The 26,469-nt window shown below is 56.5% G+C and carries 26 protein-coding genes; 9 read left to right on the top strand and 17 right to left on the bottom strand.

The genetic code is table 11. From position 1 onward, the window contains the following. The first annotated feature begins 6 nt into the window (after nt 1–6). The 4 genes from fabG to mltG all read left to right on the top strand — a co-directional run bounded on the left by fabG (nt 7) and on the right by mltG (nt 3,652). Nucleotides 7–747: a 3-oxoacyl-[acyl-carrier-protein] reductase gene (gene fabG, locus M2305_RS01460; protein WP_046899539.1), complete on the top strand. Its 741-nt coding sequence runs from the start codon at nt 7–9 to the stop codon at nt 745–747. Nucleotides 748–949: 202 nt separating this feature from the next. Continuing rightward, nucleotides 950–1,189, top strand: a complete 240-nt coding sequence (locus M2305_RS01455) for an acyl carrier protein (protein WP_007282219.1) — start codon at nt 950–952, stop codon at nt 1,187–1,189. A 120-nt stretch (nt 1,190–1,309) separates the two neighbouring features. Next, nucleotides 1,310–2,593, top strand: a complete 1,284-nt coding sequence (gene fabF / locus M2305_RS01450; protein ID WP_064274200.1) for a beta-ketoacyl-ACP synthase II — start codon at nt 1,310–1,312, stop codon at nt 2,591–2,593. 18 nt (nt 2,594–2,611) lie between these two features. Then, nucleotides 2,612–3,652 carry an endolytic transglycosylase MltG gene (gene mltG, locus M2305_RS01445; protein WP_211509130.1) on the top strand — a complete coding sequence of 347 codons (1,041 nt, stop codon included), beginning with the start codon at nt 2,612–2,614 and terminating at the stop codon, nt 3,650–3,652. 39 nt (nt 3,653–3,691) lie between these two features. On the opposite strand, the gene M2305_RS01440 is transcribed toward mltG, so the two are convergent. From M2305_RS01440 to M2305_RS01430, 3 genes are all read right to left on the bottom strand, one after another. After that, nucleotides 3,692–4,570 carry a lipid-binding SYLF domain-containing protein gene (locus tag M2305_RS01440; protein WP_046899537.1) on the bottom strand — a complete coding sequence of 293 codons (879 nt, stop codon included), beginning with the start codon at nt 4,568–4,570 and terminating at the stop codon, nt 3,692–3,694. Between the two features lie 91 nt (nt 4,571–4,661). Continuing rightward, nucleotides 4,662–5,450, bottom strand: a complete 789-nt coding sequence (locus M2305_RS01435) for an inositol monophosphatase family protein (protein WP_064274201.1) — start codon at nt 5,448–5,450, stop codon at nt 4,662–4,664. Nucleotides 5,451–5,459: 9 nt separating this feature from the next. Continuing rightward, nucleotides 5,460–5,987, bottom strand: coding sequence for an MmcB family DNA repair protein (locus M2305_RS01430; protein ID WP_264648375.1), 528 nt, complete (start codon nt 5,985–5,987; stop codon nt 5,460–5,462). Between the two features lie 66 nt (nt 5,988–6,053). On the opposite strand from M2305_RS01430, the gene M2305_RS01425 reads away from it, so the two are divergent. Beyond that, a complete protein-coding gene (locus M2305_RS01425; protein ID WP_264648374.1) occupies nt 6,054–6,944 on the top strand; it encodes a glucosamine inositolphosphorylceramide transferase family protein in 891 nt (296 codons plus the stop codon). Here M2305_RS01425 and M2305_RS01420 read toward each other — a convergent pair. From M2305_RS01420 to M2305_RS01395, 6 genes are read right to left on the bottom strand one after another with little or no spacing between them, the layout of a single operon-like run. After that, nucleotides 6,910–8,010, bottom strand: a complete 1,101-nt coding sequence (locus tag M2305_RS01420) for a glycosyltransferase (protein WP_211509127.1) — start codon at nt 8,008–8,010, stop codon at nt 6,910–6,912. The two genes, M2305_RS01425 and M2305_RS01420, sit on opposite strands and share 35 nt — an antisense overlap. Next, nucleotides 8,007–8,762, bottom strand: coding sequence for a nucleotidyltransferase family protein (locus M2305_RS01415; RefSeq protein ID WP_264648373.1), 756 nt, complete (start codon nt 8,760–8,762; stop codon nt 8,007–8,009). Before M2305_RS01415 ends, M2305_RS01420 begins: the two co-directional genes overlap by 4 nt. Next, a complete protein-coding gene (locus tag M2305_RS01410) occupies nt 8,759–9,556 on the bottom strand; it encodes a sterol desaturase family protein (RefSeq protein WP_264648372.1) in 798 nt (265 codons plus the stop codon). The genes M2305_RS01415 and M2305_RS01410 overlap by 4 nt, the downstream gene beginning before the upstream one ends. After that, complete coding sequence (locus M2305_RS01405; protein WP_264648371.1) at nt 9,553–10,653, bottom strand: LptF/LptG family permease; 1,101 nt, start codon at nt 10,651–10,653, stop codon at nt 9,553–9,555. Before M2305_RS01405 ends, M2305_RS01410 begins: the two co-directional genes overlap by 4 nt. Beyond that, nucleotides 10,650–11,801 carry an LptF/LptG family permease gene (locus M2305_RS01400; protein ID WP_046899531.1) on the bottom strand — a complete coding sequence of 384 codons (1,152 nt, stop codon included), beginning with the start codon at nt 11,799–11,801 and terminating at the stop codon, nt 10,650–10,652. Before M2305_RS01400 ends, M2305_RS01405 begins: the two co-directional genes overlap by 4 nt. Next, the gene (locus M2305_RS01395) at nt 11,798–12,706 is read right to left on the bottom strand and encodes a metallophosphoesterase family protein (protein WP_264648370.1); all 909 of its coding nucleotides are present in this window, start codon (nt 12,704–12,706) and stop codon (nt 11,798–11,800) included. Before M2305_RS01395 ends, M2305_RS01400 begins: the two co-directional genes overlap by 4 nt. Before the next feature lie 123 nt (nt 12,707–12,829). On the opposite strand from M2305_RS01395, the gene M2305_RS01390 reads away from it, so the two are divergent. Then, nucleotides 12,830–13,780 carry a diacylglycerol/lipid kinase family protein gene (locus tag M2305_RS01390; RefSeq protein WP_099210178.1) on the top strand — a complete coding sequence of 317 codons (951 nt, stop codon included), beginning with the start codon at nt 12,830–12,832 and terminating at the stop codon, nt 13,778–13,780. After that, nucleotides 13,773–14,705 carry a hypothetical protein gene (locus M2305_RS01385; protein ID WP_264648369.1) on the top strand — a complete coding sequence of 311 codons (933 nt, stop codon included), beginning with the start codon at nt 13,773–13,775 and terminating at the stop codon, nt 14,703–14,705. The genes M2305_RS01390 and M2305_RS01385 overlap by 8 nt, the downstream gene beginning before the upstream one ends. An 80-nt stretch (nt 14,706–14,785) precedes the next feature. Here the strand turns inward: M2305_RS01385 and spt are convergent, their stop codons facing one another. From spt to M2305_RS01345, 8 genes are all read right to left on the bottom strand, one after another. Continuing rightward, complete coding sequence (spt, locus tag M2305_RS01380) at nt 14,786–15,979, bottom strand: serine palmitoyltransferase (protein ID WP_264648368.1); 1,194 nt, start codon at nt 15,977–15,979, stop codon at nt 14,786–14,788. Next, the gene (locus tag M2305_RS01375; RefSeq protein ID WP_046899528.1) at nt 15,976–16,230 is read right to left on the bottom strand and encodes an acyl carrier protein; all 255 of its coding nucleotides are present in this window, start codon (nt 16,228–16,230) and stop codon (nt 15,976–15,978) included. Before M2305_RS01375 ends, spt begins: the two co-directional genes overlap by 4 nt. Nucleotides 16,231–16,343: 113 nt before the next feature. Next, entirely contained in the window at nt 16,344–18,155 is a 1,812-nt protein-coding gene (locus M2305_RS01370) for a fatty acyl-AMP ligase (RefSeq protein WP_264648367.1), read from the bottom strand. Beyond that, the gene (locus M2305_RS01365) at nt 18,155–19,285 is read right to left on the bottom strand and encodes a sensor domain-containing protein (RefSeq protein ID WP_264648366.1); all 1,131 of its coding nucleotides are present in this window, start codon (nt 19,283–19,285) and stop codon (nt 18,155–18,157) included. Before M2305_RS01365 ends, M2305_RS01370 begins: the two co-directional genes overlap by 1 nt. Continuing rightward, the gene (locus M2305_RS01360; protein ID WP_264648365.1) at nt 19,282–20,649 is read right to left on the bottom strand and encodes a lipopolysaccharide biosynthesis protein; all 1,368 of its coding nucleotides are present in this window, start codon (nt 20,647–20,649) and stop codon (nt 19,282–19,284) included. Before M2305_RS01360 ends, M2305_RS01365 begins: the two co-directional genes overlap by 4 nt. A 284-nt stretch (nt 20,650–20,933) precedes the next feature. Continuing rightward, nucleotides 20,934–23,570, bottom strand: a complete 2,637-nt coding sequence (locus M2305_RS01355; protein ID WP_264648364.1) for a TonB-dependent receptor — start codon at nt 23,568–23,570, stop codon at nt 20,934–20,936. 170 nt (nt 23,571–23,740) lie between these two features. Then, nucleotides 23,741–24,310: an HD domain-containing protein gene (locus M2305_RS01350; RefSeq protein ID WP_046899522.1), complete on the bottom strand. Its 570-nt coding sequence runs from the start codon at nt 24,308–24,310 to the stop codon at nt 23,741–23,743. Between the two features lie 68 nt (nt 24,311–24,378). Next, nucleotides 24,379–24,507: a hypothetical protein gene (locus tag M2305_RS01345; protein WP_264648363.1), complete on the bottom strand. Its 129-nt coding sequence runs from the start codon at nt 24,505–24,507 to the stop codon at nt 24,379–24,381. 220 nt (nt 24,508–24,727) lie between these two features. Here M2305_RS01345 and M2305_RS01340 point away from each other — a divergent pair, with 220 nt between their 5' ends. Then, complete coding sequence (locus M2305_RS01340; protein ID WP_198150457.1) at nt 24,728–24,880, top strand: hypothetical protein; 153 nt, start codon at nt 24,728–24,730, stop codon at nt 24,878–24,880. Nucleotides 24,881–25,028: 148 nt separating this feature from the next. After that, nucleotides 25,029–26,426, top strand: a complete 1,398-nt coding sequence (gene cysG, locus M2305_RS01335) for a siroheme synthase CysG (protein WP_264648362.1) — start codon at nt 25,029–25,031, stop codon at nt 26,424–26,426. The last annotated feature ends 43 nt before the right edge of the window (nt 26,427–26,469 follow it).

Genomic DNA, 26,469 nt, shown 5'->3' with positions numbered 1-26,469 from the left:
CGAACCATGTTCTCTCTTTCTGGCAAGATCGCACTCGTCACGGGTGCATCCGGTGGTATCGGTGCAGCTATTGCCCGTCAGCTTCACGCCCTTGGCGCAACGGTTGTTCTCAGCGGCACGCGTGAAGCGGCTCTGAAGGAACTGGCAGACAGCCTCGGTGAGCGCACGCATATTGCAGTTGCCAACCTGTCGGATGCGTCTGAAGCTGATGGTCTTGTGGCTAAGGCTGAAGAAGTAGCCGGGGCTCCGCTGGACATTCTGGTGAACAATGCGGGTTTGACGCGCGATACGCTCGCCATTCGCATGAAGGACAGTGACTGGTCGCAGGTCATGACGGTGGATCTGGAAAGCCCGTTCCGTCTGGCCCGCGCGGCCCTTAAGGGTATGCTGCGCCGTCGCGCTGGCCGCATCATTTCCATCGCGTCTGTTGTTGGAACGACAGGAAATGCGGGTCAGGCCAACTATGCAGCGGCAAAGGCTGGCATTGTTGGTATGAGCAAGTCACTGGCTCAGGAGGCCGGTCCTCGCGGTGTGACGGTCAACGTTGTGGCTCCTGGTTTCATTGAAACGCCGATGACGGATGTGCTGTCTGAGGGTATCCGCGAAAAGCTGGTTGGCTCCATTCCGCTCGGTCGGATGGGAAACCCGGATGACGTGGCTGCGGCAGTGGTGTATCTGGCTTCTGACGAGGCTGCTTGGGTCACGGGAACGACCCTGCACGTCAACGGTGGCATGGCCATGGTCTGAGACGCTTGGCGTTTCAGGTCAAAGCGTGCTAATCGCGCGCTGCTTTGCCCGGTCTGATGAAGGCCGATGTCCGGTTCGGCCGGTGGCAACGCCTTTCCGAAAGGAGAGGTGGCCTGCGCTGGAAGCCCTGATGGGTTCCCGGACTGGCAGACGGCAATACGAGTTTTTTGTAACGCCCTGAACGGGCAGAAGGAACAAACAGATGAGCGATATCGCTGACAAGGTGAAGAAGATCGTTGTCGAGCACCTCGGCGTTGAAGAAAGCAAGGTCACGCCGGAAGCGTCTTTCATTGACGATCTGGGCGCAGACAGCCTCGACACGGTTGAGCTGGTCATGGCTTTCGAAGAAGCTTTCTCCGTCGAGATCCCGGAAGATGCAGCTGAGAAGATCGCCACCGTCAAGGACGCGATTGACTACATCGAGAAGCAGAAGGCTGCCTAAGGCGCTTTCGGGACTGGTCTAAGGCTGGTCCCATCCCGCCTCGATTACCAGGGGCGGATACACGGAGCGGCGTTCAGGCCGCATCGTATGGTCGTTTACAACGTGAGACATGAGGCATCGATGAGCGGGAATGCAATCAACGGAAGACGCGTCGTCGTTACCGGAATCGGTGTTGTCAGCCCACTTGCGGTGGGTGCGGAACTGACGTGGAAGCGTCTGATCGAAGGGCAGTCCGGTATCGGGCGTATTACCCATTTTGATCCTTCCGAACTCCCTGCGCAGGTCGCTGGTCAGGTTCCTGAGGGACCGACCGAAGAAGGCGGTCTCACGCTGTCTGACTGGGTGCCGGTCAAAGACCAGAAGAAAATGGATCGCTTCATCCATCTTGGTCTGGCCGCTGCCATCCAGGCCGTCGAGGACTCGGGCTGGAAGCCTGAGAACGAAGACGATCGCTGTGCCACAGGCGTGATGATCGGCTCCGGTATCGGTGGTCTGCAGACGATTTATGAAGGTTCTCTGACAGTTTCGAGCGGCAAGGCCCGTCGTCTGTCACCGTTCTTCATCCCGTCTGCGCTTATCAATCTCATTTCCGGTCACCTTTCGATCCGCTACGGCTTCAAGGGACCGAACCATGCTGTCGTTACAGCCTGCGCTACAGGCGTGCATGCGATTGGCGATGCGTCCCGTCTGATCCAGTACGGTGATGCAGACGTCATGATTGCCGGTGGCGCAGAAGCTGCCATCTGCTCGCTGGGTATTGCCGGTTTCTGCTCGGCACGTGCGCTCTCCACCGGCTCCAATGATGATCCGACCAAGGCGTCCCGTCCGTGGGACAAGGATCGTGATGGCTTCATCATGGGTGAGGGTGCCGGTGTGGTCGTGCTGGAAGAGTACGAACATGCCAAGGCTCGCGGTGCCAAGATCTATGGCGAAATCGGCGGCTATGGCCTGTCCGGCGACGCTCATCACATCACAGCCCCGGCTGAAGGTCATGAAGGTGCGTTCCGCGCCATGAAGGCTGCCCTGAAGAACAGTGGTCTTCAGGCATCCGATATCGACTACGTCAACGCGCATGGCACCTCCACCATGGCTGACGATCTGGAACTGGATGCGGTCGAGCGTTTCTTTGGCGACCATGCCAAGAACCTAGTGATGTCATCCACCAAGTCCGCCATTGGTCATCTTCTTGGCGCAGCTGGTGCTGTGGAGGCGATTTTCTGCCTTCAGGCCATCCGTGACGGCATCGTGCCGCCCACGCTGAACCTTGAAAATCCGGCACGCGAGAGCGTAATTGATCGTGTGCCTCTGAAGGCTCAGAAGCGTAAGGTTGATGTCGCTCTGTCCAACAGCTTCGGGTTTGGCGGCACGAATGCCAGCATTATCCTGAAGCGCTGCAAGGACTGAGCGGAGTCGTTTTGATTTATGCCTGAAAGCCAGCCGGACGGCGAAGAAAACAGAAAACCTCTTCTTCCCCCCAAGGCTGGCCGTAAGCTGGCAATCTTCATGGCGCCGCTGCTCTTTGTCGCAGCAGCGGTGGCCGGGTACGGTCATTACACTGACCCTGGTCCGCTTCCTGAAACAAAAGCTTTTGTCATTCCACGCGGTAATAACGCGACGGTTACGAAAGCTCTTCAGGATGACGGAATTCTTTCCCCAACATGGTCCTCCGGAGCCTTCTTCCGGCTATCAGCCTTCCTGACGCATCGGGATGGACAGATTCATGCGGCAGAACTTCAGTTTCCCGCCCGAGCGTCCGTGGCTCATGTGCTGGAAATTCTGCGGCACGGTAGGCCTGTTTCCCATCAGTTAACTGTTCCTGAAGGTCTGACGGCGCTGAAGATTGCGGATATTCTTCGCAAAGCACCGTTCTTGACGGGAGACGTCCCTCAAATCGTGGAGGGAAGCGTTCTTCCTCAGACGATTGCCTATGTTCGTGGTACTGCAAGGCAATCCATGGTTGATCGCCTGAAACGCATGATGGACGCTCAGGTGCAGTCCATCTGGGACAAGCGTGATGTGGAAGCTCTGGACGGCTTAATTCAGAACCCGCAGGATCTGGTGACGCTTGCATCCCTGATCGAGCGGGAAACAGCGGTGCCGACTGAACGTCCAATGGTGGCGCGCGTCTTTCTGAACCGCCTCAAACTTGGCATGCGCCTTCAGACGGATCCAAGCGTCATTTATGGCCTTAGCGAAGGTCTGGGGACGTTGGACCGCCCGTTGACGCATGATGATCTTCAGGTCCCTGGCCCATACAATACCTACCTGGAAACCGGCCTGCCACCGGGGCCAATCTGCTCACCGGGCAAGACGTCTTTGGAAGCTGCGGCACATCCAGCGGAAGGTAAGGCATTATATTTTGTCGCCACGGGTGAGGGTGGTCATAGTTTCTCTGAGACACTTCAGGAGCAGGACCGAAATATCCGGGCATACCGAGAAAAAATCCCGGTCGTCCCACAATAAAAAAAGCCCCGCATTTTCATGTGCGGGGCTTTTTTTGTCTTACTTCACAGGGTTCAGAGATGAACTCTGCACACCACGCGTTTGGGTGCTGTAAGGCTTCGAGGTGTCGTAGTTGCTGGGGTAAGGGCTGCTGCTTACGGGGTCGATATCCGTTGACGTGCTCCCCTGAGAGGCTGGAGCCGTTGCGCTTGTTGAGCGGGCCGTGGAGGCTGTTGGTAGTTTCGCAATGTTCATCATCATGCGACGAAGCGGATCGGCAGACGGATTGTTAACGCGCATCGTCACGATAATGTCTTCAGGACCAACAGCCTGATTGTAGTAAGCGCGGTTTGCGCCGCTATCCACCGTCAGCTTGGAGCCACCAAGGGCTGCGCCCGCATAAAGGCCCTGAGCCTTCTGTGCCGCATAGATGTCCGTATTCTTTGCGCCGGCCGTGCTGCTTTCAACACCAGTTCCGATCGTGGCGAAAGAGGCGGATGCTGTCGCATCAAACTTGAACTGGCTATCCAGCAGGGCCTGAATGCCGCGCTGGGACATGATGAAGAAAATCATCTCGGAGTTCTGGACGCCAACCTGAACACCCAGAGACCCCGTGCTCAGACGGTAAAATGCCGGATCAGACCATGACCCACGCGCATCGCGGCTCATGAGAACGCAGCGACCGCCAGAGCCTCCCAGACCAAACGACATGTTCAGAACAGACGGGCACACCATGACGGCTTTGGCTTCCGCCAGAAGCTGCTGTGAGCGGGATGTCGAGGTTGTTTTTGCAAACAGGTCCTGAACAGCCAGCGTCGCTTTATCCACAACGATCTGCTGTTCGCTTGCTGTCGTGGTGGTTGTGCCAGAACATGCAGCGAGCGTTGCACACCCTGTGGCGGCAAGAACGGTCGAACGCAGGAGACCGGACAGGGTCATAAAACTTACCTTCTGCTAACGGCAAAAATGGATCTGTCCCGCACTATGCGTGAAATGAGGCCAAATCACGAGTGCGGGGCAACAGGTCGTGTCAGATTTCCACCTTCACGGCGTTTGACAGGATTTGTGCAATGCCCGGTGCAGCCGCAAGGATAGTGGCTCCCCCTGTCAGGCCGCCCGTCTGAAGGAACGGAGACACAGTAGCGCCGGCTTCTTCCAGAATGATCAGTGCTGCAGCCACATCCCAAAGCTGGATCACGATTTCCAGGTAACCATCGCTGCGGCCACATGCGACGTCTGCCAGCGCCAAGGCTCCGGACCCACCTGAACGCGGCATGGCACCCAGAGACATGATGGCACCGATTTTTTCTCCAAATAGTTCGGTCGACACCCGGCAGGACCATCCCATTTCGATCATGGCCTCCTGCGGGTTGCTGATAGGGGAGGCTTTGATAGGTTTTCCGTTCAGAAAGGCGCCTTTGCCTTTCTGAGCAGTGAACACTTCATTGAGGGCTGGAGCCTCAATAACGCCAGCAACGGGCACATTGCCCTCAAGCAGACCCAGCGACACGCACCACCGGTCTCGCCCGCGTGCAAAATTGGAGGTTCCATCAATCGGGTCCACGACCCAGCGGAACTGCCCCTCACGCGTCAGACCGCCTTCTTCGCCCTGAAAACCGTCTTCCGGGAAGAGCTCCTGAATCCGACGGCTGACGAGCGCTTCAACCGCTCCGTCTGCTTCCGTCAGATAGTCCTGACGGCCTTTGAGGGTGCCTGTCGGGCCACCAGGCTGAGGGCGCATGGAAAGGGCGAGGGCCGCTGCGTCCCGGACCACACTGCGGGCGGCTTCAAGACGGACGGCAATAGGGTCAAAACTCATGGACATATCCTATTCTGTGCGGCGTGCTGCGCGCAGGGATGCAGTGATGGCCGGATCCTCAAGAGACATGAGGCGACTGGCGGCCGTGGTGGCAAACAGGTGCAGAATTGTCCGCCGACGTGCCGGTGCGATCCGGTGTTCTGCGGGGTCACGGATGATGGCGCACTCTGCCACCACACTGTGGAAGAGGCTATTGGGCACCATGCTGAGACTGACAGTGATAATACCAACGTCCGGAGGCAGAACCTCCAGTGGGAAGCCATCATCCACCGCAAAGTACAGCCTGTCCGACCAGTTCCTGTAATCCTGCCATTTCTGATCTGTCTGGAAATCGCGGAGTCCGGATTTGATCTCAATGCAGGACAGGCTGTGATCCGGCAGGAGGGCCATCACGTCTGCGCGACGCCCGGCCGAGGGAAGAGCAAATTCGTTGATTGCTGCCCAGCCCATGGCGCGACATAGCCCCAAAACAGCACGCCGGATGGCAAACTGTCGTTCAGGGAAACCAGGTGGGATCTCGGAAAGGACCGAACTCATGGTTCCATATTGCCCGGATCTGCGCTTTACGTCTGCCCCTGTTCGCGTTTTTCAAGGAGAGTCGGCATGCCGTTTCTACGCACGGACCACTGGCGTTGCGCCATTATCCACGCTCCTCTGGCGGACCTGATCCGAGCGGGTAGTCTCAACGGGTTTGAGGTGACGACCCTGCCGGATATCGGAGATCATCGTTTTCTGGCAGATCCTTTTGGTCTCTGGCGGGACGGAAAGCTGCATGTTTTTGCGGAAGCCTTCGACTATCGGGCCCCCAAAGGCACCATTGATGTTCTGGTCTATGACCGGACGGGAAAGCTGATTCAGCAACAGCCTGTCCTGCGTGAGGACTGGCATCTGTCCTACCCGTATGTCTTTGAGCATGGCGGGGAGACGTACATGCTGCCCGAGGCCAGTGCTTCAGGCCGCCTGACCCTGTATCGGGCCAAAGCTTTTCCGTTGGAATGGGAAAAGGTCGAAGCATTTGATTTCCGAGAGGCCGCAATTGACGCCACGCCGTTCCATTATGCCGAGCGCTGGTGGATGTTCTGGACGCCCGCAGGCACACGAGACGAGCGACAAAGCGCTCTGCACATCTCCGTAGCAGACAGTCTTACGGGGCCGTGGACACATCTCGGACTGTTTTTGAGTGACCGTGCGGGAGCGCGTCCGGGTGGCACTCCGGTTGTTGTCGATGGAGAGCTCTTCCTTCCCACGCAAGACTGCCGTGACACTTATGGCCAAGGCATTCGTCTGCTGAAGATTGAAGGGCTTGAGCGCGGGTTGCCGAAAGTGACGCCAAGTGATGTGCTGGATGCGCCTGCCGTGCTGCGCCGTCGTTTTCCGGACGGTTTCCACACGCTCTCAGCCGCTGGGCAGGTGACGCTTGTTGACGTCAAGCGTGTTGGAATTGGCCCACGTCGGGATCTTATGAATGTGAAGCGTCGTCTGGGGCTGGGTTGAAGCCAGGAATTCGGTCCAGAACGGCATTTCCCTGACGTAGAAACGCCGTCGGGCCGAACCGCTCCAGAACGCGCTCTCGGGAGAGGCGCCCCATGGGTTTGAGCTTTCCCGGCGTCATGATGAGTTCAGCAATCGCACTGGCCAGAACCGGAGCGTTGTTGAACGGGACCACAAGACCGGAATGCCCGTCTTCCATAGTGTGAGGGATTTCGCCGGCTGGCGTGGCAATTACGGGCAGCGCGCAGGCCATGGCCTCATGGGCGGCAACACACATGCCCTCCCACTGGGATGGCTGAACATACAGATGCAGCGTCGACAGAAATTCGAACGGCTTGTCGCAATGTCCGAGAAAATCGACCGGGAGTTTTTTCTCCCTGGCGATTTGCTCCAGTGCTTCTTTTTCTGGGCCGTCTCCGGCTAAGGACAGTCGATAGGGGGGAAGGTCCGGGTGGTCACGGAGCAGATCCAGTGCTTCGAAAAGCAGATCATACCCTTTGACGGCATGTAGTCGGCCAAGACTCCCGATACGGACGGTCTGTCCTTTGCGCCAGGCCTTTGCTGTGGGACTGTGAGGGTTGGCCCGGAAAATCGGCCAGGAAAGAACGCGGTTCCGTAGTCCCAGACTTTTGCGAGCGAAATCCTCAACCGTAGGGGAGTCTGCAATCCATAGTTTCGCTTTCCGGCACAAAAGCCGGAGCAGGAGGCTGTTGGCAGATTTCAGGCGGGCAGAATGCTGCCAGTGGACTGCCGGGACACCGAGCCTGTTGGCTGCGCGTTGACCAAGAAGCGTAGCTCTGGTCAGGGACGTCCAGATCAGATCGGGCTGGAATGCGTCCATTTCATCACGCAGCCAGCGCCAAGCCGCTAAATGGTCTTTGTTACCGCCGGACCGCACACGAACCTCAATGCCGTGGCTTTCCAGAACGGGAATGGCCAGGCCATCACGCTTTTCGAGGCTGAAAACTGTGACTTCGCCACCGCGCTGCTGAAGAACGGAGACAATGTCCGGAATGGGTAGCTGTGCGCCACCGCATTCGAGCGAATTGATGACGTAGGCAATTTTCATGAAGACCGTTGTGCCAGAAGCTGTTCAGCGAGTGTCAGGTCAGAAGGCTTATCGACATCTACGGCGGCCTGACCGTCAGAAAGCGGCACGAGACGTATTTTCGCCCCCGTCAGAACTTTGATCCGACGACACAGAGCGGTGGAATCCAGGCGGCCTGTCAGGGCCCGAAGAAGTGTTCCGAAGCCAAGTGTTCGCGCCATTTTTAGGGGGCGCTTGCGGTCTTTCTGAAGCCGCTTCCAGAGTTCGACCACTTCCGCAGCCTGAGGCGTGCCCATCCAGAAAAGATTACATCCGGAAAAACTCATGTCCGCGAGGCGAATATAGGTACGCTTCGTGGTCGGGACGTCGCGCTCTACAGTTTCCCGAAGAGCGACGCCTACGGCAAGATCACATCCAGCCGTTTTACCAAGAAATTCTGAAATCCATTCTGGACGCAGCAGCGCGTGATCAGCCGTTGTCACCAGACAGGGCGTCCCGACCTTGCTGAGAGCTTCAGCAACGCTTTCGCTGGGAGACGGTGCCGATTGGAGAACGTGGGCTTGGCCGGAAATGTCCCGGATACGGTCGGGTGTTTCAATGCTGATCGTGATGGGCCCAAGATCAGGCATGCTCTCCAGCACGCGCAGGACGCGCCCCAGCATCGGTTGGCCGCCGACCGGAAGGAGTGCTTTGTGCGAGACCTTTCCGAGTTGTGCCAGAACATCATGCTCACCATCACGAGAGCCAGCAAGTACGAGAACAGGAAGGCTCACGCTGTGCGGCTGTTGTCGGAGGAAGAGCGTGCCCCATCAGGACGATCTTTGGGCGGAGCGCCTGTAAGGTTCATGACCCAGGGATAGCGCTTGGCTTCATCCAGATCGTAGCCGAGATTGAAGACGTGCTGGCTGCGCGCGCGGTCACGGGCTTCACGGTAGAAACTGCCAAAAAAGCGGTCCGGCACGTAGTTTGTAATCCCGTAATTGCCATTTTCATCATGGAAATGATGAAGAACATGAAGTTGCTTGATCCGGGCAACCCACTTCCAGCGTGGCTTGTAGGCCAGATGCTGGATGCAGTGAAAAAACTCATAGATGCACGTCATCACGAGCGCTGTGGACAGGGCGCAGAATGCCCCGCTCCAGCCGCAGATCAGATATCCGATCGGCATGGTGATGATGCCCATGGTCGGGACGGTGTTCAGGGGTGATCCAAACAGCACATCCAGCAGATGGGGGTCCTGGTGATGATCGAAGTGGATGCGCTTCCAGAGCGAAGCGGTCCAGTGGTTCCGGTATAGCCAGCGTCCATGCAGGATGAAGCGATGGATCATGTACCAGGCCAGCGGATACACCACGATCACGACAGGAACGGGTATTAGCGTTGTCACCAGGCTATGGGAGAAATGAAGTGCTCCGAAAGCTGCTGCAACGATCAGTACGAAATACAGAAGGATGGTAGGGTAGGTGAGATAGGCAATCCACAACTGAGGCAGCGACATCTTTCCGAGATCGAAGCTGCGCCCCGTCCGGAGGGACGACATGTTCTGCCATGGTTTGGACTTGCTCATCTTTCCTCCATCCTCAGGACCCAGGTCAGCCCAAGAAGGGCGCCCAGAAGTGGGCCCGCACAGGCAGCCAGTGGCGCGGCAAGCGTTCCAGCATTGCCCAGTGCGGAAATCATTCCCTGCAGGATCACGAAGCCCATTCCCGCGGCCAGCACATAGACCGGAAGCGGGTTTCGAAGTCCTGCCCGAGGGGGGATATAGATCACTGGTAGCGCTAATAAAAGCATTACTGCGACCTGAAACGGAAGAATAATGCCACTGAAGAGTGCCATGCGGTAGGTTGCACGGGGAAGACTGGCAGGTGCCCCTTTGTGGAGGATGGCCCCGATCTGACTTGGGGTCACGGCAGCGTTATCTTCCGATAACGTCATGATCATTGATGGCGTCGCCGGAATGGCAAAATTATTGTCACCACCAGTGATTTTTACAAAAGCGCCATTATCCGTCAGCGTGAGATCCTGCGCTCCGGTCGGGTGCCAGTTCTTGCCATCATACGTCAGGGTCGCGGCGTGCTCGGTCCCTGTCAGAAGGCCACCCGGGTCCCGGTGATAAATGGTAACATCCCTCAGGAACGCTCCGCCATGCGCAAACTGGCCGATACGGACAAGAGTCGGCCCTGCACGAAACCAGAGAATACGCTTTGAGGGCGTGTCGGGCTTCGCTGCATCAGGGTCCGTTTTGTTCCACCATGTTGCAAGCGCATTTTCGCAAGGGGGGATGAGCCAGTATTGCATGGCTGTTCCGGTAAAACCCACAATCAGAATGGCCGGCAGAAATCGCTTGTAAAGATTGATCGTGGAAAGTCCGGCTGCACGAAGGGCGGACATTTCGGATGACAGCGTCATCTGCATCAGAAGGAACAGTGCCCCGACCATGAATGCCAGAGGCATGATCTCGACGCTGAGCGCGGGAAGATGCAGCAGTGCAAATGTCAGGATGCCCTTGAAGCCCAGATTTCGGTTGAGAATGGGCGTCGTTTTTTCAAGGAGCGCAAGGATCTCAAGCAGCGAGACCAGCACGCCACCACAGAGCATGAAGCGCCCCAGAAGTGCACGGTTCAGATAACGATACAGAACATAGTGTGGTGCGGGGGCGGTCATGACGGGCGAACCAGTTTGCGGCGTTTCCAGGAACCGCGCGACCGGCGCAGCAGAGTGGCGGGACAGCCAATGCAGAAGAGCGCTTCCGGCACCCAGATGGCAAGCCAGATGGGAAGGCGGCCCGTCGCGGCCAGGCTATGTCCAAACATGAGCATCTGGTCAAACCCGACAAGAATGCCCGAAACCGCAATCAATCCCCACACCGACTTTCTACGCCGTGAGCCAATGGCCAGCGCTACGGCCAGGGGGGGGATAAACGGGATGGCAAGCGCATGCGCGATGCGGAAATCGATTTCTGCACGAAGCGTCCGATATTCGATGCCCGGTACGCCATAACGAAGGTCATGTGCGAGCTCGAAAAGAGTCAGTTCCCGTTCGTCAATTCCACGAGAGCGAAAGGTCGTCTCTTTTGCAGGGTGATCAATGACGCGAACGACGTGCGAGAAATGCGTGACCGTCGGTTTGTGATTGGCGGCTCCGGGGAAGGGGTCGTCGACGATCTCACCGTCCCAGAGATCCATTTGGGTGCTGCGGGTTTTATCTGAAATTGTGAGCATGCCGCGGCGGGCGGTGATGATGTGAGCAAGGCCATTCTTGTTCACTTCCCGGATGAAGACACGCCTCATGTGGGTGCCGCCGTGACTGACGCTGTCTGCCGTCATCACTGCCGTATCAGACGTGGACGCGAACATTCCTGCCTGAAGATGCGGTGCCCAGCCTGTATGAGCCGCGAAATAGAAGCCGGCCCGATAATCGTAGCGCGCAACCGGCTGGATATAGCCGTAGAGCAGCACACTCACCGCCCCCAGCAGCAGGCCAACAATCATGAAGGGGCGGCTGATCCGCAGTAGAGACACACGCCCAGCCTGAAGTGCATCAATCTCGTTATTGTCGCTCATTCCATGGATGGTGAGAAAGACCGAGATGCAGAGGGCGGCTGGAAGAGCGATCCCGAAATAATGCGGCAGAAGGTCTGTCAGGAGTGCGATGCAAGTCGCCAGGGAGCTTCCGGCTGAGGCCAGATAATCGAACAGGACGAGCAGGCGTTCCAGAAGGAGCGCCACGAGCATCGCAAAGAGGGCGATCACGAACGGTGGCATCATTTGCCACAGCAGATATCTGTCGAGAATGGAGGCGCGCTGCTTCATGCCTGCGTACCTTGCGGGCGGAACCAGGAGGCCTGCTCCGTAATGCTCCCATCCGGACGGTGTCGGGCAAGATCAATCGTCCAACCACTTTTTCGGGGCCGAATAGTCAGATGGTTCCAGCAGGCCTGTCGATGAGCACGTTTGTCTGTCAGAGATGCAGAGGCGACCCCAAGAAGCGGTATTTCAGTTCCGGCGATGTGTGTCAGGGTCGCGTCATGGGAGTGCCCATGGAGAACGATTTCAGCGCCGGTTCTCTGAAGAAGCTTTGCCAGAGCGGGATGATCGAGCAGCGACTTCCGCCATGGCACCAGCCCTTTTCGGGGTGGGTGATGGATCATGACAACACGACAGAGTCCTGCATCGCCCAGTTGCGTCAGCAGAGTTTCCAGTCGGGCGAGCTGTTTGCGACCAACCCGGCCATAAGCCATGAACGGTGGGGTCGGGATGCCGGAGTTCACACCGAGAATGGCAACGCCGTTGTGGATGCGGGCGTACGGGTAAGTCGCCGCAGACCATTTCTCCCATTGCAGGATCCCCTTTTCAGGGGACTGACGGATCATGCAGTCATGATTGCCCGGGATGACCAGTGCCTGCGCCGGGAGCTTTTCCAGCCATTCGGCAGCGATGGTGAACTCTGCTGGCGTACCGAAGTTTGTCAGGTCTCCGCTGACAAGAATGGCATCAACGTTGGCTCTGGCAATATCCTGTACGATTTCCGCGCATGTGGCTGCCAGATGAACGTGCCGACGGTGCTTTTTCCACGAAATGAGACTGAGAGCCCGCTTGTTCAGAGCTTCCCACCAGCGAACCGGAGGAGGTGGGAGGTGAGGGTCCGAGAGATGGGCCAGAACGACGGCGCACGTCTCCCGCTGAGAAGACGTTTCTGCGGGGAGATCATGGGGCATGGAGGAAATGAAGCCTTGTCAGTCTTTCTGCCGGAAGGGGAAGCTCGCATTCTGGCCGAAACATCATAGCCGTGCTAGACCCGCCCGCATAGCTCCGAACAAAAACGAAGAATTCCCCCTATAGTGCGATTTGCCCTTATTCATAATGCTCGCAGCCGTAAGAACCGGCGCGGCGGTTCCGTATTCGCTACGGAGGCCAAGGCGCTTCTCGGAGAGAATTTCGTTCCATCAGACAGTCGTGAGGGGATGACCGAACATGTTCATTACCTTTGCCGCCAAGGAGTCCGAACCATCGCCATTGATGGTGGGGACGGAACAATCAGCGCTGCGCTGACAGCCATTGCGCGTGCATATCCAGCAGATCGCCTTCCCGATATCGCCGTAATCGCGTCAGGGAACACCAATCTCATTGCTGGGGATATCGGGTTCGGGCTGAGGGAGATGGAGGCCATCAATCGCTTGCAACAAGGGGCTGCAATGCGATCGAGCACACGCACACCCATTTGTCTCTCTTGGCCAGACACAGACCGCAAGCCAGTGCTCGGATTGTTTGGAGGGTGTACGGGCTATGCGCGCGCTGTTCGTACGGCGCATTCCCCAGCAGTCGTCAGGTTTGCCCCCCATGATCTGGCTGTAGGCTTTACGCTCTTCAGCACCGTTGTCAGTCTCCTTTTCCGTAAAAGTCGCAAGAGCTGGTTGGAGGGGGAGCCTCTACGGGTTGAAACATCTGGCCACGCTTATGACGGGAACAGCTTCATGTTTCTTTCAACGGGACTGTCACGGCTTTCTCATGGAATCTGGCCGTTCTGGGATGCGGAACCGAATGTGGAAGGTCTGCGATATCTTGATGTCAGCGCCTATCCGGAAAACCTTGCCCGTGCGACGGCTGCGCTTCTGTGTGGACGTGCGCCCCGGTGGCTGCGGCGGCATCCTGACTATGTGAGTGGCCGAACGGACGACATGATGCTTGAAACAAGAAGTGACTTTGTCCTCGACGGAGAGGTTTTCACACCCTCAGAGAGTGGGCGTATTCGACTTGAACGTGGGCCAGCCTTCCGTTTCCTCCATGCCTGATGCACTTGAAAAACTCCTGATTGAAGAGCTTACAACGCCGGTTGATGAGGGCGCTGCAGCTTTCGCCGATGCTTTGGCTCGTGCTTTCCCACGTCCGCCTCTGGGTGTTCTGTTTTATGGTTCGGTGCTCCGCGCAGCAGACCCGGACGGTATTCTCGATTTTTATATCGTGACGGAAAGCTCAAAGGATTTTACGGGCAGTATGGTCGCTCGTACCGGCAATCTGCTTCTTCCCCCGAATGTCCGTTACGCCGAATTCAAAAACGGTCATCGCACGTTGCGCGCAAAGATTGCGGTGTTGTCGCGGGAGCAGTTCGAAGACCGTACGTCACTGGGCGCGCTCGATACGACACTATGGGCTCGGTTCTGTCAGCCTGTACGTCTGGTGTGGGTTCGAGACGAGCATGCAGCGGATATGTTGCTGGACTTGCTGGCGCGGTGTGTAACGACTGCGTCCTGCTGGGCTGCGCTCCTGGGGGCGCCCCATATGACGGCGCTTGAGTACTGGCAGACCCTTTTTGCCCACACTTATGCCTCAGAATTGCGTGTTGAGAAGAAGGGGCGCGGCAATAGTTTGCTTGCTGGCCAAGAGGCGCGGTTCAGTAGCATGCTGACCTTGGGATGGGCGCGAGCGCATCTTGGTTATTCTGCAGTGGGCGAAATGCTTGAGCCGACCGTGTCGCCGACTTTGCGCAAACGGGCAGCACGGCGCTGGGCGCTTGTTGGGACGTCAGGCAAGCCCCGAAACGTTGCCCGGCTCGTGAAAGCGGCGTTTACTTTTGAAAACGGTGCGTCTTATCTGGCGTGGAAAATCCAGCGTCATACAGGGCTTGATCTGGCCCTCTCTGAGTTTGAGCGGCGACATCCCTTGCTCACTTTGCCTGCGTTGCTTTTACGTATGAAACGTTTGCGCAAAGCCGCCTGACGTTATTTCTCAGGATAAAGCCCATAAAAAAGGGGACTGTCTGGAACAGTCCCCTTTTTGCGTTTTAAGCGACGCCGTACTCAGTCTCGAAAATGCTCGGCAACCTGCTTGAAGACGGCTGTTGCCTGATCAATTTCTTCAGGGCTGTGAGCAGCCATAACCGAGCAGCGCAACAGCGGACGGTTGTCAGGTGTTGCGGGCGGGAGAGACAGATTAACGTAAACGCCGTTTTCAAGAAGGGCATTCCAGAACCCGACAGCCTGAGGCACCGTTTCAAGCGTCACGGCAACCACCGGCGAAACATGTTCGCCGGTCTGTAGGCCTGCGGCCTTCAATCCGGCATGAAGACGTGCAGCATTGTCCTGGAGGCGGGTGCGAAGTTCTGGATGTGCAACCATATCATCAAGAGCAGCCAGCGTTGCCGCGATGATCTCCGGGGGGAGGGAGGCTGTAAACATATACGGGCGAGAACAGAGGCGCATCAGATCAACGCCATCATGATCCGTGACGCAGTAGCCCCCCACTGTTCCGAGCGACTTTGAGAAGGTTCCGACTACGAAGTCGATGCCGTCTTCACAGCCCTGGAGTTCAGCAACGCCGCGACCGTTTTTGCCCAGTACACCAAAGGAATGTGCTTCATCAGCCATCAGGTAGGCGCCGTGGCGCTTCTTGATTTCGACAAACTTGTCCAGCGGGGCAACGTTCCCCGTCATGGAATAGATGCCTTCTGCGATGATCAGCTTGGCGCCGGGATGATCGCTCAGGCGGGCAAGGCGCTTCTCAAGATCGACCGGGTCATTGTGGCGGAAGCGGATGACCTGCGCACCAGACAGTTTTGCACCGTCATAAATGCTGGCATGGCTATCTGCATCCAGAAGCAGCACATCGTCCTTGTTGACCAGCGCGGAAATGGTGCCGAGATTTGCCTGATATCCTGTAGAGAACACCATGCAGTGCTTGCGGCCGAAGAAAGAGGCGAGGCGCTCTTCGAGCTTGCGATGCAGGCCGAAAGTGCCGTTGGCAATCCGGGAGCCCGTTGTGCCGACGCCCATTGTGCGGGCTGTCTCAATCGCGGCTTCCGCTGCGTGCCCTGACTGGCTGAGGCCCAGATAATTGTTGGTTCCGAACAGAAGCGTCTCACGCCCCTCAATCAGACCGACCGTGGCTGAGAGTGGGCGTTCAATCACGACCTCGAACGGGTTGCGTGGCGAAACTGCCGTCAATCCGTCATAGGCTGCCCGGAGGGCGGCGTGTTTTGCAAAGATATCAATCACGCGTGGCTTGCCTTCAGTGTATGAAGGCAGGCAGCCAGATCGTTGATGGTGCGGATATCTGCCAGCTTGTCGAGCGGGACAGACACATCCAGCTCATCTTCAATTTCCATGACGAAGTTCATGACGGCGAGGCTGTCAAAAGCCAGATCTTCGACGATCTTGCTGTTGCCATTGATGTCCCGCGGCACTTTCGGGTTGGCAAGCAGCTTTTCTATGATCATTCCGGAGATGCCGGCGACGCTGTCAGTCATGGAATTGAACTCTCGGTCTTACTATGCAGTTTGTGAGCGCTTTATGCGTCAAAGCACGTCTGTTCGCCACCCCCTCCCTGAGCAGGGAGAGGAAAAGCGGTCAGGTGTGTCCGTCAGGCTGCGGAGTTGGTTGGCTCGGTCTGCAGATCGAACTGACCTGACAGAAGCATTGTCTTGGCACGGGCACGCGTCAGCTTGCCGGAAGACGTTTGTGGAAGGGTACGGGGCGGAACCAGAATAACCTGCACATCCACACCATGCTGACGGCGGAACAGGCTCGTGACTTCATCACGGAGCGTATTGCGGTTTTCTTCTTCGGTTGCACGGCACTGAACAAGTGCGACGATATTCTCGCCTGTTTCGGTTTCCAGGGAGAAAACTGCGACATCGCGGGACCGGAGTGTGCTGATCTCGCTCTCGGCAGACCATTCCAGATCCTGCGGCCAGATATTCCGGCCGTTGATGATGATAAGATCCTTGGCGCGGCCCGTTACGACAATCTGGCCGTTCAGGTGGTAGCCAAGATCGCCAGTGTTCAGCCAGCCATCAGCATCGAGAACGGCTTCGGTCTCTTCGGGGCGGCGGAAATAGCCGCACATGAGGCTTGGTCCACGGACGAAAACACAGCCAACGTGGCGCTCAGGCTGAATGTTACCGAGCGGGTCACGGACTTCAATCTCGTGCTCAGGAAGGGCTTCACCGCAAAGCACAAAGGTGCGGAGCGCGTGAGAAGGATCATTGGAAGGCTGTGCGAGGCCGTCTTTTTCCAGCGTGCGCAGATCGATCGTGTCGGTCTGAATGCCGGTGTTGAGCGGGGCAAAGCTGATGGCCAGCGTCGCTTCGGCCATACCGTAGCTGGCAACGAATGCGCGCGCATCAAATCCATTGGATTCAAAACGCTCGGCAAAGCCTTCGAGGATATGGTGGCGGATCATGTCGCCGCCGATCCCCGCAATGCGCCAGCAAGAGAGGTCCAGATCGGCCTGGCCACTGCGACGCGAACATAGCTCGTAGCCAAAGGAGGGGCTGTAGGCGATCGTGCCGCGATTGCGCGAAATCAGGTCCAGCCACACATGGGGGCGACGTGCGAATTCGCGGGTCGGCAGCAGATCAACCGTCAACTGGCATGTCAGGGGAGTCAGGAAAAACCCGACCAAGCCCATGTCATGGTAGAGTGGCAGCCAGGACACGCAGCGATCATCGCGGGGATCTTCTGCGGGATAAACCTTGAGACCATCACGGGCAATCGCGCGTGCATTGGCCATTCCGGCGGCCTGAGTGACAGAAACGCCCATTGGGAAACGCGTGCTGCCAGATGAAAACTGGAGGTAGGACAGATTTTCGGATTTGATTTCCGGAAGCTCTACATTGGCTTCAGCATGACGGTAGAGGTCAGCAGGGGAGCCGCCAAAAACCAGATCCAGCCCCTCAACGATCTCCGATGTCCAGCTTCCGATCACGTCCGGAACCACAACAGCACGTGCTGCAGCGCTTTGGATCATGCCACGGAGGGTGGAAACATATCCTTCACGTCCGCCAAAAGCGACAGGAAGCGGCAGCGGAGCTGGAACGAGCCCTGCATACTGGCAACCGAAGAAGATACGGGCAAAGTCACCATCGCTTTCTGCGACGATGGCCACCCGGTCTCCTGCTGCCAGTCCAAGGCCAAGCAGGCGCTGGGCCATGGAAATTGCCTGTTCGCGGAGCGTTCGATACGGCAAGGCTTCCAGCAGTTGCCCGCGGCCAGAGTAGATATTGAATCCACTCTCGCCCTGGGCTGCATAGTCCAGGGCTGCGGCAAAGCTCGTGAAGTCCCCGTACCGTCTGGTCAGGCCAGAGCGGCTCGGCGTCGGAGCGGAGAGAAGAGTTGGGTTCTGGGTGTCCTCGGTCAAACCTAGACTAGCTCCATTAGGATCGCCGGACATCAGGCGGCCTTGTGTAGAAAGTTAACTATGGCGTCCGCTGCGGCGGGTGCCGTGGGCTGTTCGCCCAAAGTTTCGAAAGTCTCTAGTACATATTGGCGCTGGGTCTCAAGAAAACGTGAGTGTGTGTCGAACGCCTTCATGATTTCCTGTCCAGGATTGGCAATATTATCCGTCACCGGGCCAAGCGTCCAAGACTGATAATTGGGGTTATCCTGCCAGGCTGCTTCGTGAGCGTTGAGAAACAGGCATGGGCGTGGTCGTATCATGAATTCTGCCACCTGACTGCTGACATCCCCGAGATAGAGATCTGCGCCCATGGTATAGGTCATGTCGATACTTCGTTCGCTCCCTGGGTCGATTAGCATATGGGACAGACCCGCATATTCTCGTCTGAGGGCTTCTCCTTCCGGGCGATGGTTATCAAACAGCCGGAAATGAGGAGCAAAGATCAGATTGTACTGATCCTGTGCTGCAAAAAAATCAAGCAGCTTCTTGCCCATCATGCGCCATGACGAGAAACGCTGCACGAAATGCGGATTATACAGGATTGTCGGGCGACCGTTATTAAAAAGCGGTGGTCGACGTGCATGCATCCGGCGAACCAGATCAAACTTTGCATATGTGCCACGGTGATAGAAGCCGGGACGGATGATGCCTTTTTCCAGCATCCGCTCTTCGACTTTACGGCCGGGAACCAGAAGATAATCAAATTTTCTGAGATGCTTGGCAAAGCCGATGGCACGATCTCCGGCCCCATGACCCGTCCAGATCATACGGGGGGTACGAACGCCCATGTGTCGAAGCTGAAGAGAGGTCGCTTCAGGAACGATGATGGCATCGAAGCCCTTGAAATACTTCCGGGAGAAAAACAGCCCTATGAGGCGGTCAAGGACTCGTAGTCCCTGTGCTTCAATCCGATGCCGAAGTGCATCTGAAATCGGAAGCAGGTCAAACTGAACGCGAGACTCCGGATAGAGCGTAGCCAACGAACGCGCGAGTTCCAGATGACTTGCTGTCAGGCACGCAATATGGACCGCGACTTCTGGGTGTCGGGCTGACATTTCCAGTGCGATTGGTAGAGCGTGTAGTGTCTGGTGTCGCTGGGCGATTAAGGGGAAGACGACTTTCATGGCTGGGAAATCGTGCGCAGAGAGGGCTTACGAAGAACCAGAAGAAGCTGAAGTCCGATCAGGAGCATGACCCCGCAGAGTGTAATAGGACCAACTCCATCGAGACCGTATCTGCGGACAACAAGAACAAGCCCTGGAAAAAATACAAGAAAGTCCAGGAAACGCGCAGATGTCGCAGCGCCGGAACGGTCTGTTGTGAACAGGAGGGGTTCGAGCGGAAGGCCCCAGACAGCAACAACTTCCGCTGCAAGAAGCCAGAGTGTGACTGGCATCGTCTGCGTTGCACCTGTTGGGCCGATATAAAGCTGTAAAAGGGGGCGCCCTGCCAGAAGGGTCAAGGCCAGCAGACCTGTCCCAATCCCACCCGCGGCAAGTGCTACCTGAATGGTCAGGCGATAAAGCTTGGTTGTCGCGCGATCACGCCAGAGGCGCGCCATTTCGGGATACACGGTTGTTTGAATCAGTGCGGCTGGCTTGGCGATCCCAGCGGCAATCTGGCTGGCCACCCGATAATATCCGGCACCTGCGGGGCCAACGAACGCTCCCACTACAAGCGTTCCAATATGCCCGAAGGTCAGAGCCAGGGCAGAATTGAGGTTTGTGGAAAGCGCAAAGCGCCTGATACCGAGATGGGTTCGAAAGAAATGCCCATTCAACAGGTCAGGGATCAGATCGCGTAGTTCTTTTGTAAGGCCACGCATCAGATCTCGGCGGATCAACTCCCGGACGGCCATAAACCCGAGTGTTGCCCAGGCTGCAAATTCGGCGAACATCCACACGAACGCCAATGCCGGTACGGACGCGCCTTTTACGGCGAGGAAAAAAGTACCCACGACGCGAACGAGAGTGGCGACGACGCCCTGAATGGAAATCAGATCATATCTGTTGAAGATGCGCAGGAGACCTGTGGGTGTGGCGGATGCCATGAACAGGATCGACAGGCAGAATATTGTTCCTGTCTGGTGAATTTCTGGCGGCCAGCCCAGCATTTTCATAGCAAAGATACTGATGAACAGGCCGCCAGAAAACCCAAGCAATCCTCCAAGGCCATCCAGCAGAAAACTGAACGCTATGACGCGCTGAAACCCTATCCGGTCTCCGTCCGTCAGCGGGCGAAGGCCATATTTCAGCACTGTCTGCCACGACTGGAAATCGACCAGATCGCCCATGGTACGCGCGAAGGCGTACATCATGGCGATGAGACCAAAGCCATAACTTCCAAGGAAATGTGTTGCCATCCAGATATGGAGGAGGCTCAGGGGCGCATTTACGACACGTCCTCCAAGCAACACACCAACATTGCTCATGACGCGTCGGACACCGGCCACTTTCGGGAGTTGTAAAGGCGGTTCTTCGGCCGACATCAGGCGCAGGAAACTTTCATAGCTGTCAAATCGTTGTCACAAATCTGCTTCACACATAGGGTCTCAAGAGAAAATCTAAACTCACATTTTATGACCAAACGTTGCATTCACCTCTACGGAGGGATGAACATGGACAGTTTGGGGACGATACCCACACGCGAGAACTTTGCAGAATTGCAAGGATCTCAACTGTTTGAAGGCAAGCTCGCGTTCTGTGTCAGTGTGTAATCCAACTTTCGCGCACATCTTTGGACGGCAGTGCCAAGAAGGCGTGATGAGCGATTTTAGAGCGATTTTCGAAGAGACAACCCGATAGTCCGCCCCATGGGATCCATGAAGGCAGGCTGGTATCCAGCCGGCGTGGCGCCAGTTCCGTTATGAACGTGAATGCGGTTGTTCGAGACATTATCCAGCGACAACATGATTCTAAAATTCTGAGCCCAGTCGCTGTGTTTCCAGCGGGGGACGTCTCCCAAAGTGACGAAAACCGAAAAATCCAAGGTTGCGAGGCTACTGAAATACAGGCTGCCTGAGGACGTGCTGCCCAGAGTTGATGTGCTCGATTGCCACTTGCCGTCCAGCCTGATGCCAATACCGTTTCGATAAGCCCCTGCCTGAAGTTCCACTTCATGACGGGGTTTGCCGCCAAGGCCACCTATCGTTCCGCCGTTTAGGAGGTCTATCGCGGGGAGGCCGGATCGTAATCGTACGGTATCGTTCAACCGCCAGACCTGGGTCAGGACAACGTAATACCGACCCTGCGTGGTATTGCCTGGCCGTCCTTTATGGTGCGCTTTGTCAGGCTCATTTCCGAATGGGCGTGAAAGCGAGAAAGTGGTGTTCCATTCTGTCCGCTTCTCATAGTCGGCGTTGACTGGCCTTAAATCCACACGTTCCAGAACGCCTTCAGCATCTCGTTGGTAGTTATCCGGGAAAGCATCCTGAATGGCTGCGGTGGCAGTCGGTAAAGACAGAACCGGATTGTGTGTGTTGTCGTGCACGTAATTGATGTGCAGTCGTGATCCGTCCAGAAAAGGGGGGGACAGGATGGCACCAAGACTGATTTCATGTCGATCGGCTGACCGCAGGTTCCGGTTGCCGCCAGATACAGTCGTGACCTGAACGGACTCTCCACGCACATAGTCATATGTTGTGACGTTCGGAGTTTCGATTGTGGGCGCCACAAGGGAGGCTGCTGCGGGTGCTTCTGTCTGTTCAGTGATGGAGAGCGGCAGCTGGATCCATGTGAGAGGCGCCCATGTGACGCCCCCACCAACTGTTCCCAATGTTCCGAAGTGGGACACTTGACTGACCGCACCGTTCACATTGGCATCCAGCTTTTCAAGAAAAGACAGAAAGTGGTTCTTTCGGCTTGCGATCGGAAGGTCGCCGTTGATCCGAATTGTACCAATGTCCCGGCTGATGGCCGCGCGAGATGTCACGGTATTGACGGTGGATACAGCGTTTTGCTGGCTGAGTATTCCCGTGGCTGCAATGCTGGTGGAGGCATCTCCAGCAGGAAGTGTGAAAACCGGACCGGAGAGCAGTCCGTTGATCTGACCCTGATTACTTGTGGTGCGACCGTGATTGACGAGGCGCATGCCTAACCAGGCTGGAGAAACTGTTGCCCACGGGTCGAAAGAAAGGTCGTTGGAATTCAGGGCTGCCTGGGCCGTTGTGAGCGACAGCCCAGTCTGGCTGTTCGTGACTGTTTGAGTGTAATCGTAGCTGCCCTTGGCATTCCACTTCCAGTCCCCGAGATCTCCATTAAAATTAAGGCCGGCGTGTCCTGTTTCGGTGTGTGCGGTCTGCTGAAGAGGGGCGATGTTTCCAAAGCTGCGGAAAAGCTGAACAGACTGGGTAAATGGTGAATAGAAACTTCCGCCAGGCAGCGTGAGTACCCCATGCGGTAGCCCCTGCAGACTGATTTGATCCTGATGATCAAAACTCACATTGAGAGACGAGCTGATATTTTCAGCGATACGATCAGCGTAAACTCCGTTCAGGTTCAATTCGTGCTTGCGCGGCTGAAGCGTATACGCTGAGGCATTCGTGCTGGTATTGGGATTGTTCGCGTAGGGGAGAATATCGTCCAGCGTCGCGGCCTGCCCGAAAGGCAAGGATGGGCTGCCTGCCGTAGTGACGGTCTGTCCGGACAGAGCATCAAGGGCCGGGTCCAGGCTGGTACCATCTGACGTACTAAGGTTGCCCTGTGTGGCATAGAGTGAGTTTGCCGCCGGGGGAGCCACGCTGCGCTGGCTGTCTCTCAGCCATGAGCTGGCCGTGTAACGAGCGCTGAGGTTGATGCGCCGTTCGTCTTGCAATCGCGTGAAGCTGAGGGAAAGAGCGCCATTTTCTCCACCCCCATCCGAGGATGTTTCGCCATATACGCGCGCACGAACTGACCGGAAGTGCTTGACGGTGATGATGTTGACGACGCGCTGATCTGCGGCGTAGCCATAACGGAGAGCTTCTTCTTCCGTAAAAATTTCCACACGTGCAATTGCTTCAAAGGGAAGGTCATTAACCTCCTGAAGGCCGGAAATTCGTTTGCCGTTTAAAAGAACAACAGGAGCATTTCCTGTTGCTCCCCGTCCGGAGCGTGTCTCAGGCGAAATGGTGCTCAACAGATCCGTTACGGTATCGACGCCATAGGATTTAATCTCATCTGCGCTGATTTGCATGAGTGGTTTTGGCGCACCAATGACGGCTCCTTCCGGTTTATGGCCGGTAACGACGATATGCTCCGTTGTGGATGTCGTGCTGCCGGATACGTTGGATGGGGTTGTGCCCGCCGTATTGGTACTTTGTGCCCAGGCTGAGCCGCAGGAGAGGGCGGCGCTGAAACCGCAGTACGTCAGTTTTCTAAGATTTAATCGGGAGCGGGTAGCGGCTGGAGTGCCAGAATGGTGGCTGGTCATGCTGTGGCCTGCCGATCTCCCGGAATTGCAAGTTTATGAGCTCCGTTTGTGTCTGGAGCAACGAAGGATCGTCAAGTCATTCCCTGACGCGCAAACCATAGTGGGGTATTTTTGGGGAAACTGTTTCTTTTTGTCGAGAAACAAAATTCTCCGAAACAATCAGCGTGTGTTCAGACTTTCTCAGCGTTTCGCATGGTTTCACTGTCAATGACGTCGCGGATCGCACGGGTTAATGCTGAATGGTCGGTGTAGCGGCGGCCATAAGTCAGATTGAATTCATGGTCGAAGTCTGGCGGGTTGATGCCAGTATTATGCTGGGAAATGGTTTCGAGTTTGTCGAAAGCCTTTGCCATCCTTGCCTCAGGGCTGGAAGCATTTTCGTATTCATCCCAAAGCTCAAGAAACTCTTCTTTCAAATGCTCGGGAAGAGGGGCCATCACGGTCAGGAGATCTTCACGTTCCTGCTGGGATTTGTTGCTGGAAGCTTCAACAGAAATGGCCGGGATATCGCCATGGATGGCTTCGCCCAGGTCATGGAGAATACAGATCTTAAGGAGGCGCAGCAGATCGATGCCTTCAAGCTGGTCAGCGAAGGTCATGACAAGAAGGCATAGACCCCAGGTGTGTTCTGCGGTGCTTTCAGCTTGACCACCCAGAGTAAAAGCACGGCGGAGCACATCTTTGAGCTTGGAGGCTTCGCGGAGAAAATCGAGACGCTTCTTGATCTCGTGTGTGGTCATCAAAATAGGTCCTGACGATTGGAAATTTGAGGCCAAAGTCAGGCCTGATCCTGAGAGATGGCGTCCTGTCACATTACCAGCGCGTAAAGCACCACATATCCGACGATCACGAGCAAAACCAGAATTCCAAGAAGGATTGGAAAACCCATACCGTTCTGGATCGATTTGATCGCCTTGACGATAAATTCAGCCATCATGTCGCGCTCCTGGGGCGAGTGCAGGCGAACGGTTGTCCTACAGTCGTACGAAATTATATGCGAAAATGGTTAAAATGGTAACTCCCCGTCCGTGCAGGACAGAAATGCAAGTGGGTCTTCAAGGGCTTGCCGCGTAACATCAGGGGAAACTGTCGCCGGAAAGCAGCCATATTTCCTGAATAGAAATCTTATCGGTTCAGTCTTTCAAAAGGATTTTCCCATGAAGCGTCTTGCAATGATGGTGCTTGGTTTTGCCATGATGGCACCTCTGATGGCGTGCTACGGACCATACGATCATGGACGGGGACATCATCATCACAATGGCCGAGGCGGACCGTATGTTGGCGGCGGCGGAGGATACGGGCACCGCTGAACCTTACTGTTTACAGAGAAGCCTGAACTCAAGGTCGTTTGGGTTTTTCTGAGGGCATCCTGTCTTTGCCTGTTCGGGGTGGGCGTGTAGGGAAGAGAAACGGCGTTCCGTTCCGGAACTGTTATTCTGAACGCACATGGATATAGAGATGCCCGCATCCGGGGTTGAGACAGGCTGGTTTCCCATTTCCCTTCGTCTGGAGGGCGCACGTGTATTGCTGGTTGGCGGCGGCGAAGTTGCTGTCAACAAAGGCAGGCTTTTGCTCGATCATGGTGCGCAGATCGAGATTGTTGCGGAAGCCCTGAATGCCGTTGTTCAGGAGTGGGTGGATGCGGGATTGGCGCGGCATGTAGGCGGTCGCGTTGACGCTGATATTTTACAGACTGTCATGCCGGGGTGTCGTCTGGTCTATGCGGCAACAGACGATCGGAGCGTCAATCGCGTAGTGGCTGCTCTTGCTGACACGTTAAATATTCCAGTCTGTGCTGTTGATGATCCGGAGCCGTCCACGTTCATTACGCCTGCGCAGGTTCGGCGTGGGGCGGTACGTGTGGCAATTTCAACCGCTGGCGGAGCACCGGTTCTGGCGCGTCGACTGCGGGAACAAATTGAAAGCTGGATGCCGCATGGGACGGGGCAACTCGCCGCGTATATGCAGTCCCGCCGGGCGCGGGTGTCCGCACAATATCCTGCAGTGCAGGATCGGAAACGGATCTGGGAAGATTTTCTGGACGGAGCAGGCGCAGAAGCTGCACTGGCAGGCGATGAGGTTCGGGCTGACAGTGTGCTTGATGTGCTCCTGTCGGCACAGCGGGCTGCTGGCGAGGTCTGGCTTGTGGGGGCCGGGCCCGGCGACCCCGATCTTCTGACATTGAAGGCCCTCCACTTCATGCAGAATGCTGACGTGGTGCTTTACGATAATCTGTTACCCAAAGTGTTGCTCGAACGTGTTCGACGTGATGCGGAGCTGATTTTTGTGGGCAAGCAGCGTAATCGCCATGCGATGCCACAGTCCGAAATCAACAGCGAGATGATCCGTCACGCGAAAGCCGGTCAACGCGTTCTACGTCTGAAGGGGGGCGATCCGTTCATCTTCGGGCGCGGTGGCGAGGAAATTGAATCCCTGGTGGACGCGGGAGTGTCTTTTCGTGTTGTGCCGGGCATTACCGCTGCCAGCGGATGTGCGTCCTACGCAGGTATTCCCCTGACACACAGGGATTGTGCTCAGGCGTGTCTGTTTGTGACAGGGCACGCAAGGGCGGATGGCGTGCTGGATCTGCCTTGGGACGATATGGCGGATCGCCGCCAGACTGTCGTCATCTACATGGGAATTTCGACGTTACCAGCTCTGATGGCGGGTCTGGTAAAAAATGGCCTGCCGTCAGACTGGCCAGCAGCCATCGTGGAACGGGGAACCCAGCCCGGGCAACGTGTGTTAACGGGAACACTCGGAACAATGGCGGCTCAGGCCGCAGAAGCACAGGTTTCTTCACCCGCGCTTGTGATTGTGGGGGAGGTTGTTCGTCATCGCGTTGTTTCACCCTGAATAAAGAGCTGCGCGTAAGATGCATGGCTCCTGTTCTTAAAAA

Origin of the sequence: Gluconobacter cerinus (assembly GCF_025961355.1) — a bacterium.
GTDB classification, from domain to species: Bacteria; Pseudomonadota; Alphaproteobacteria; order Acetobacterales; family Acetobacteraceae; genus Gluconobacter; species Gluconobacter cerinus.
Note: the sequence above shows the minus strand (reverse complement) of the source record. Positions and strands in the feature narration are given on the sequence as shown.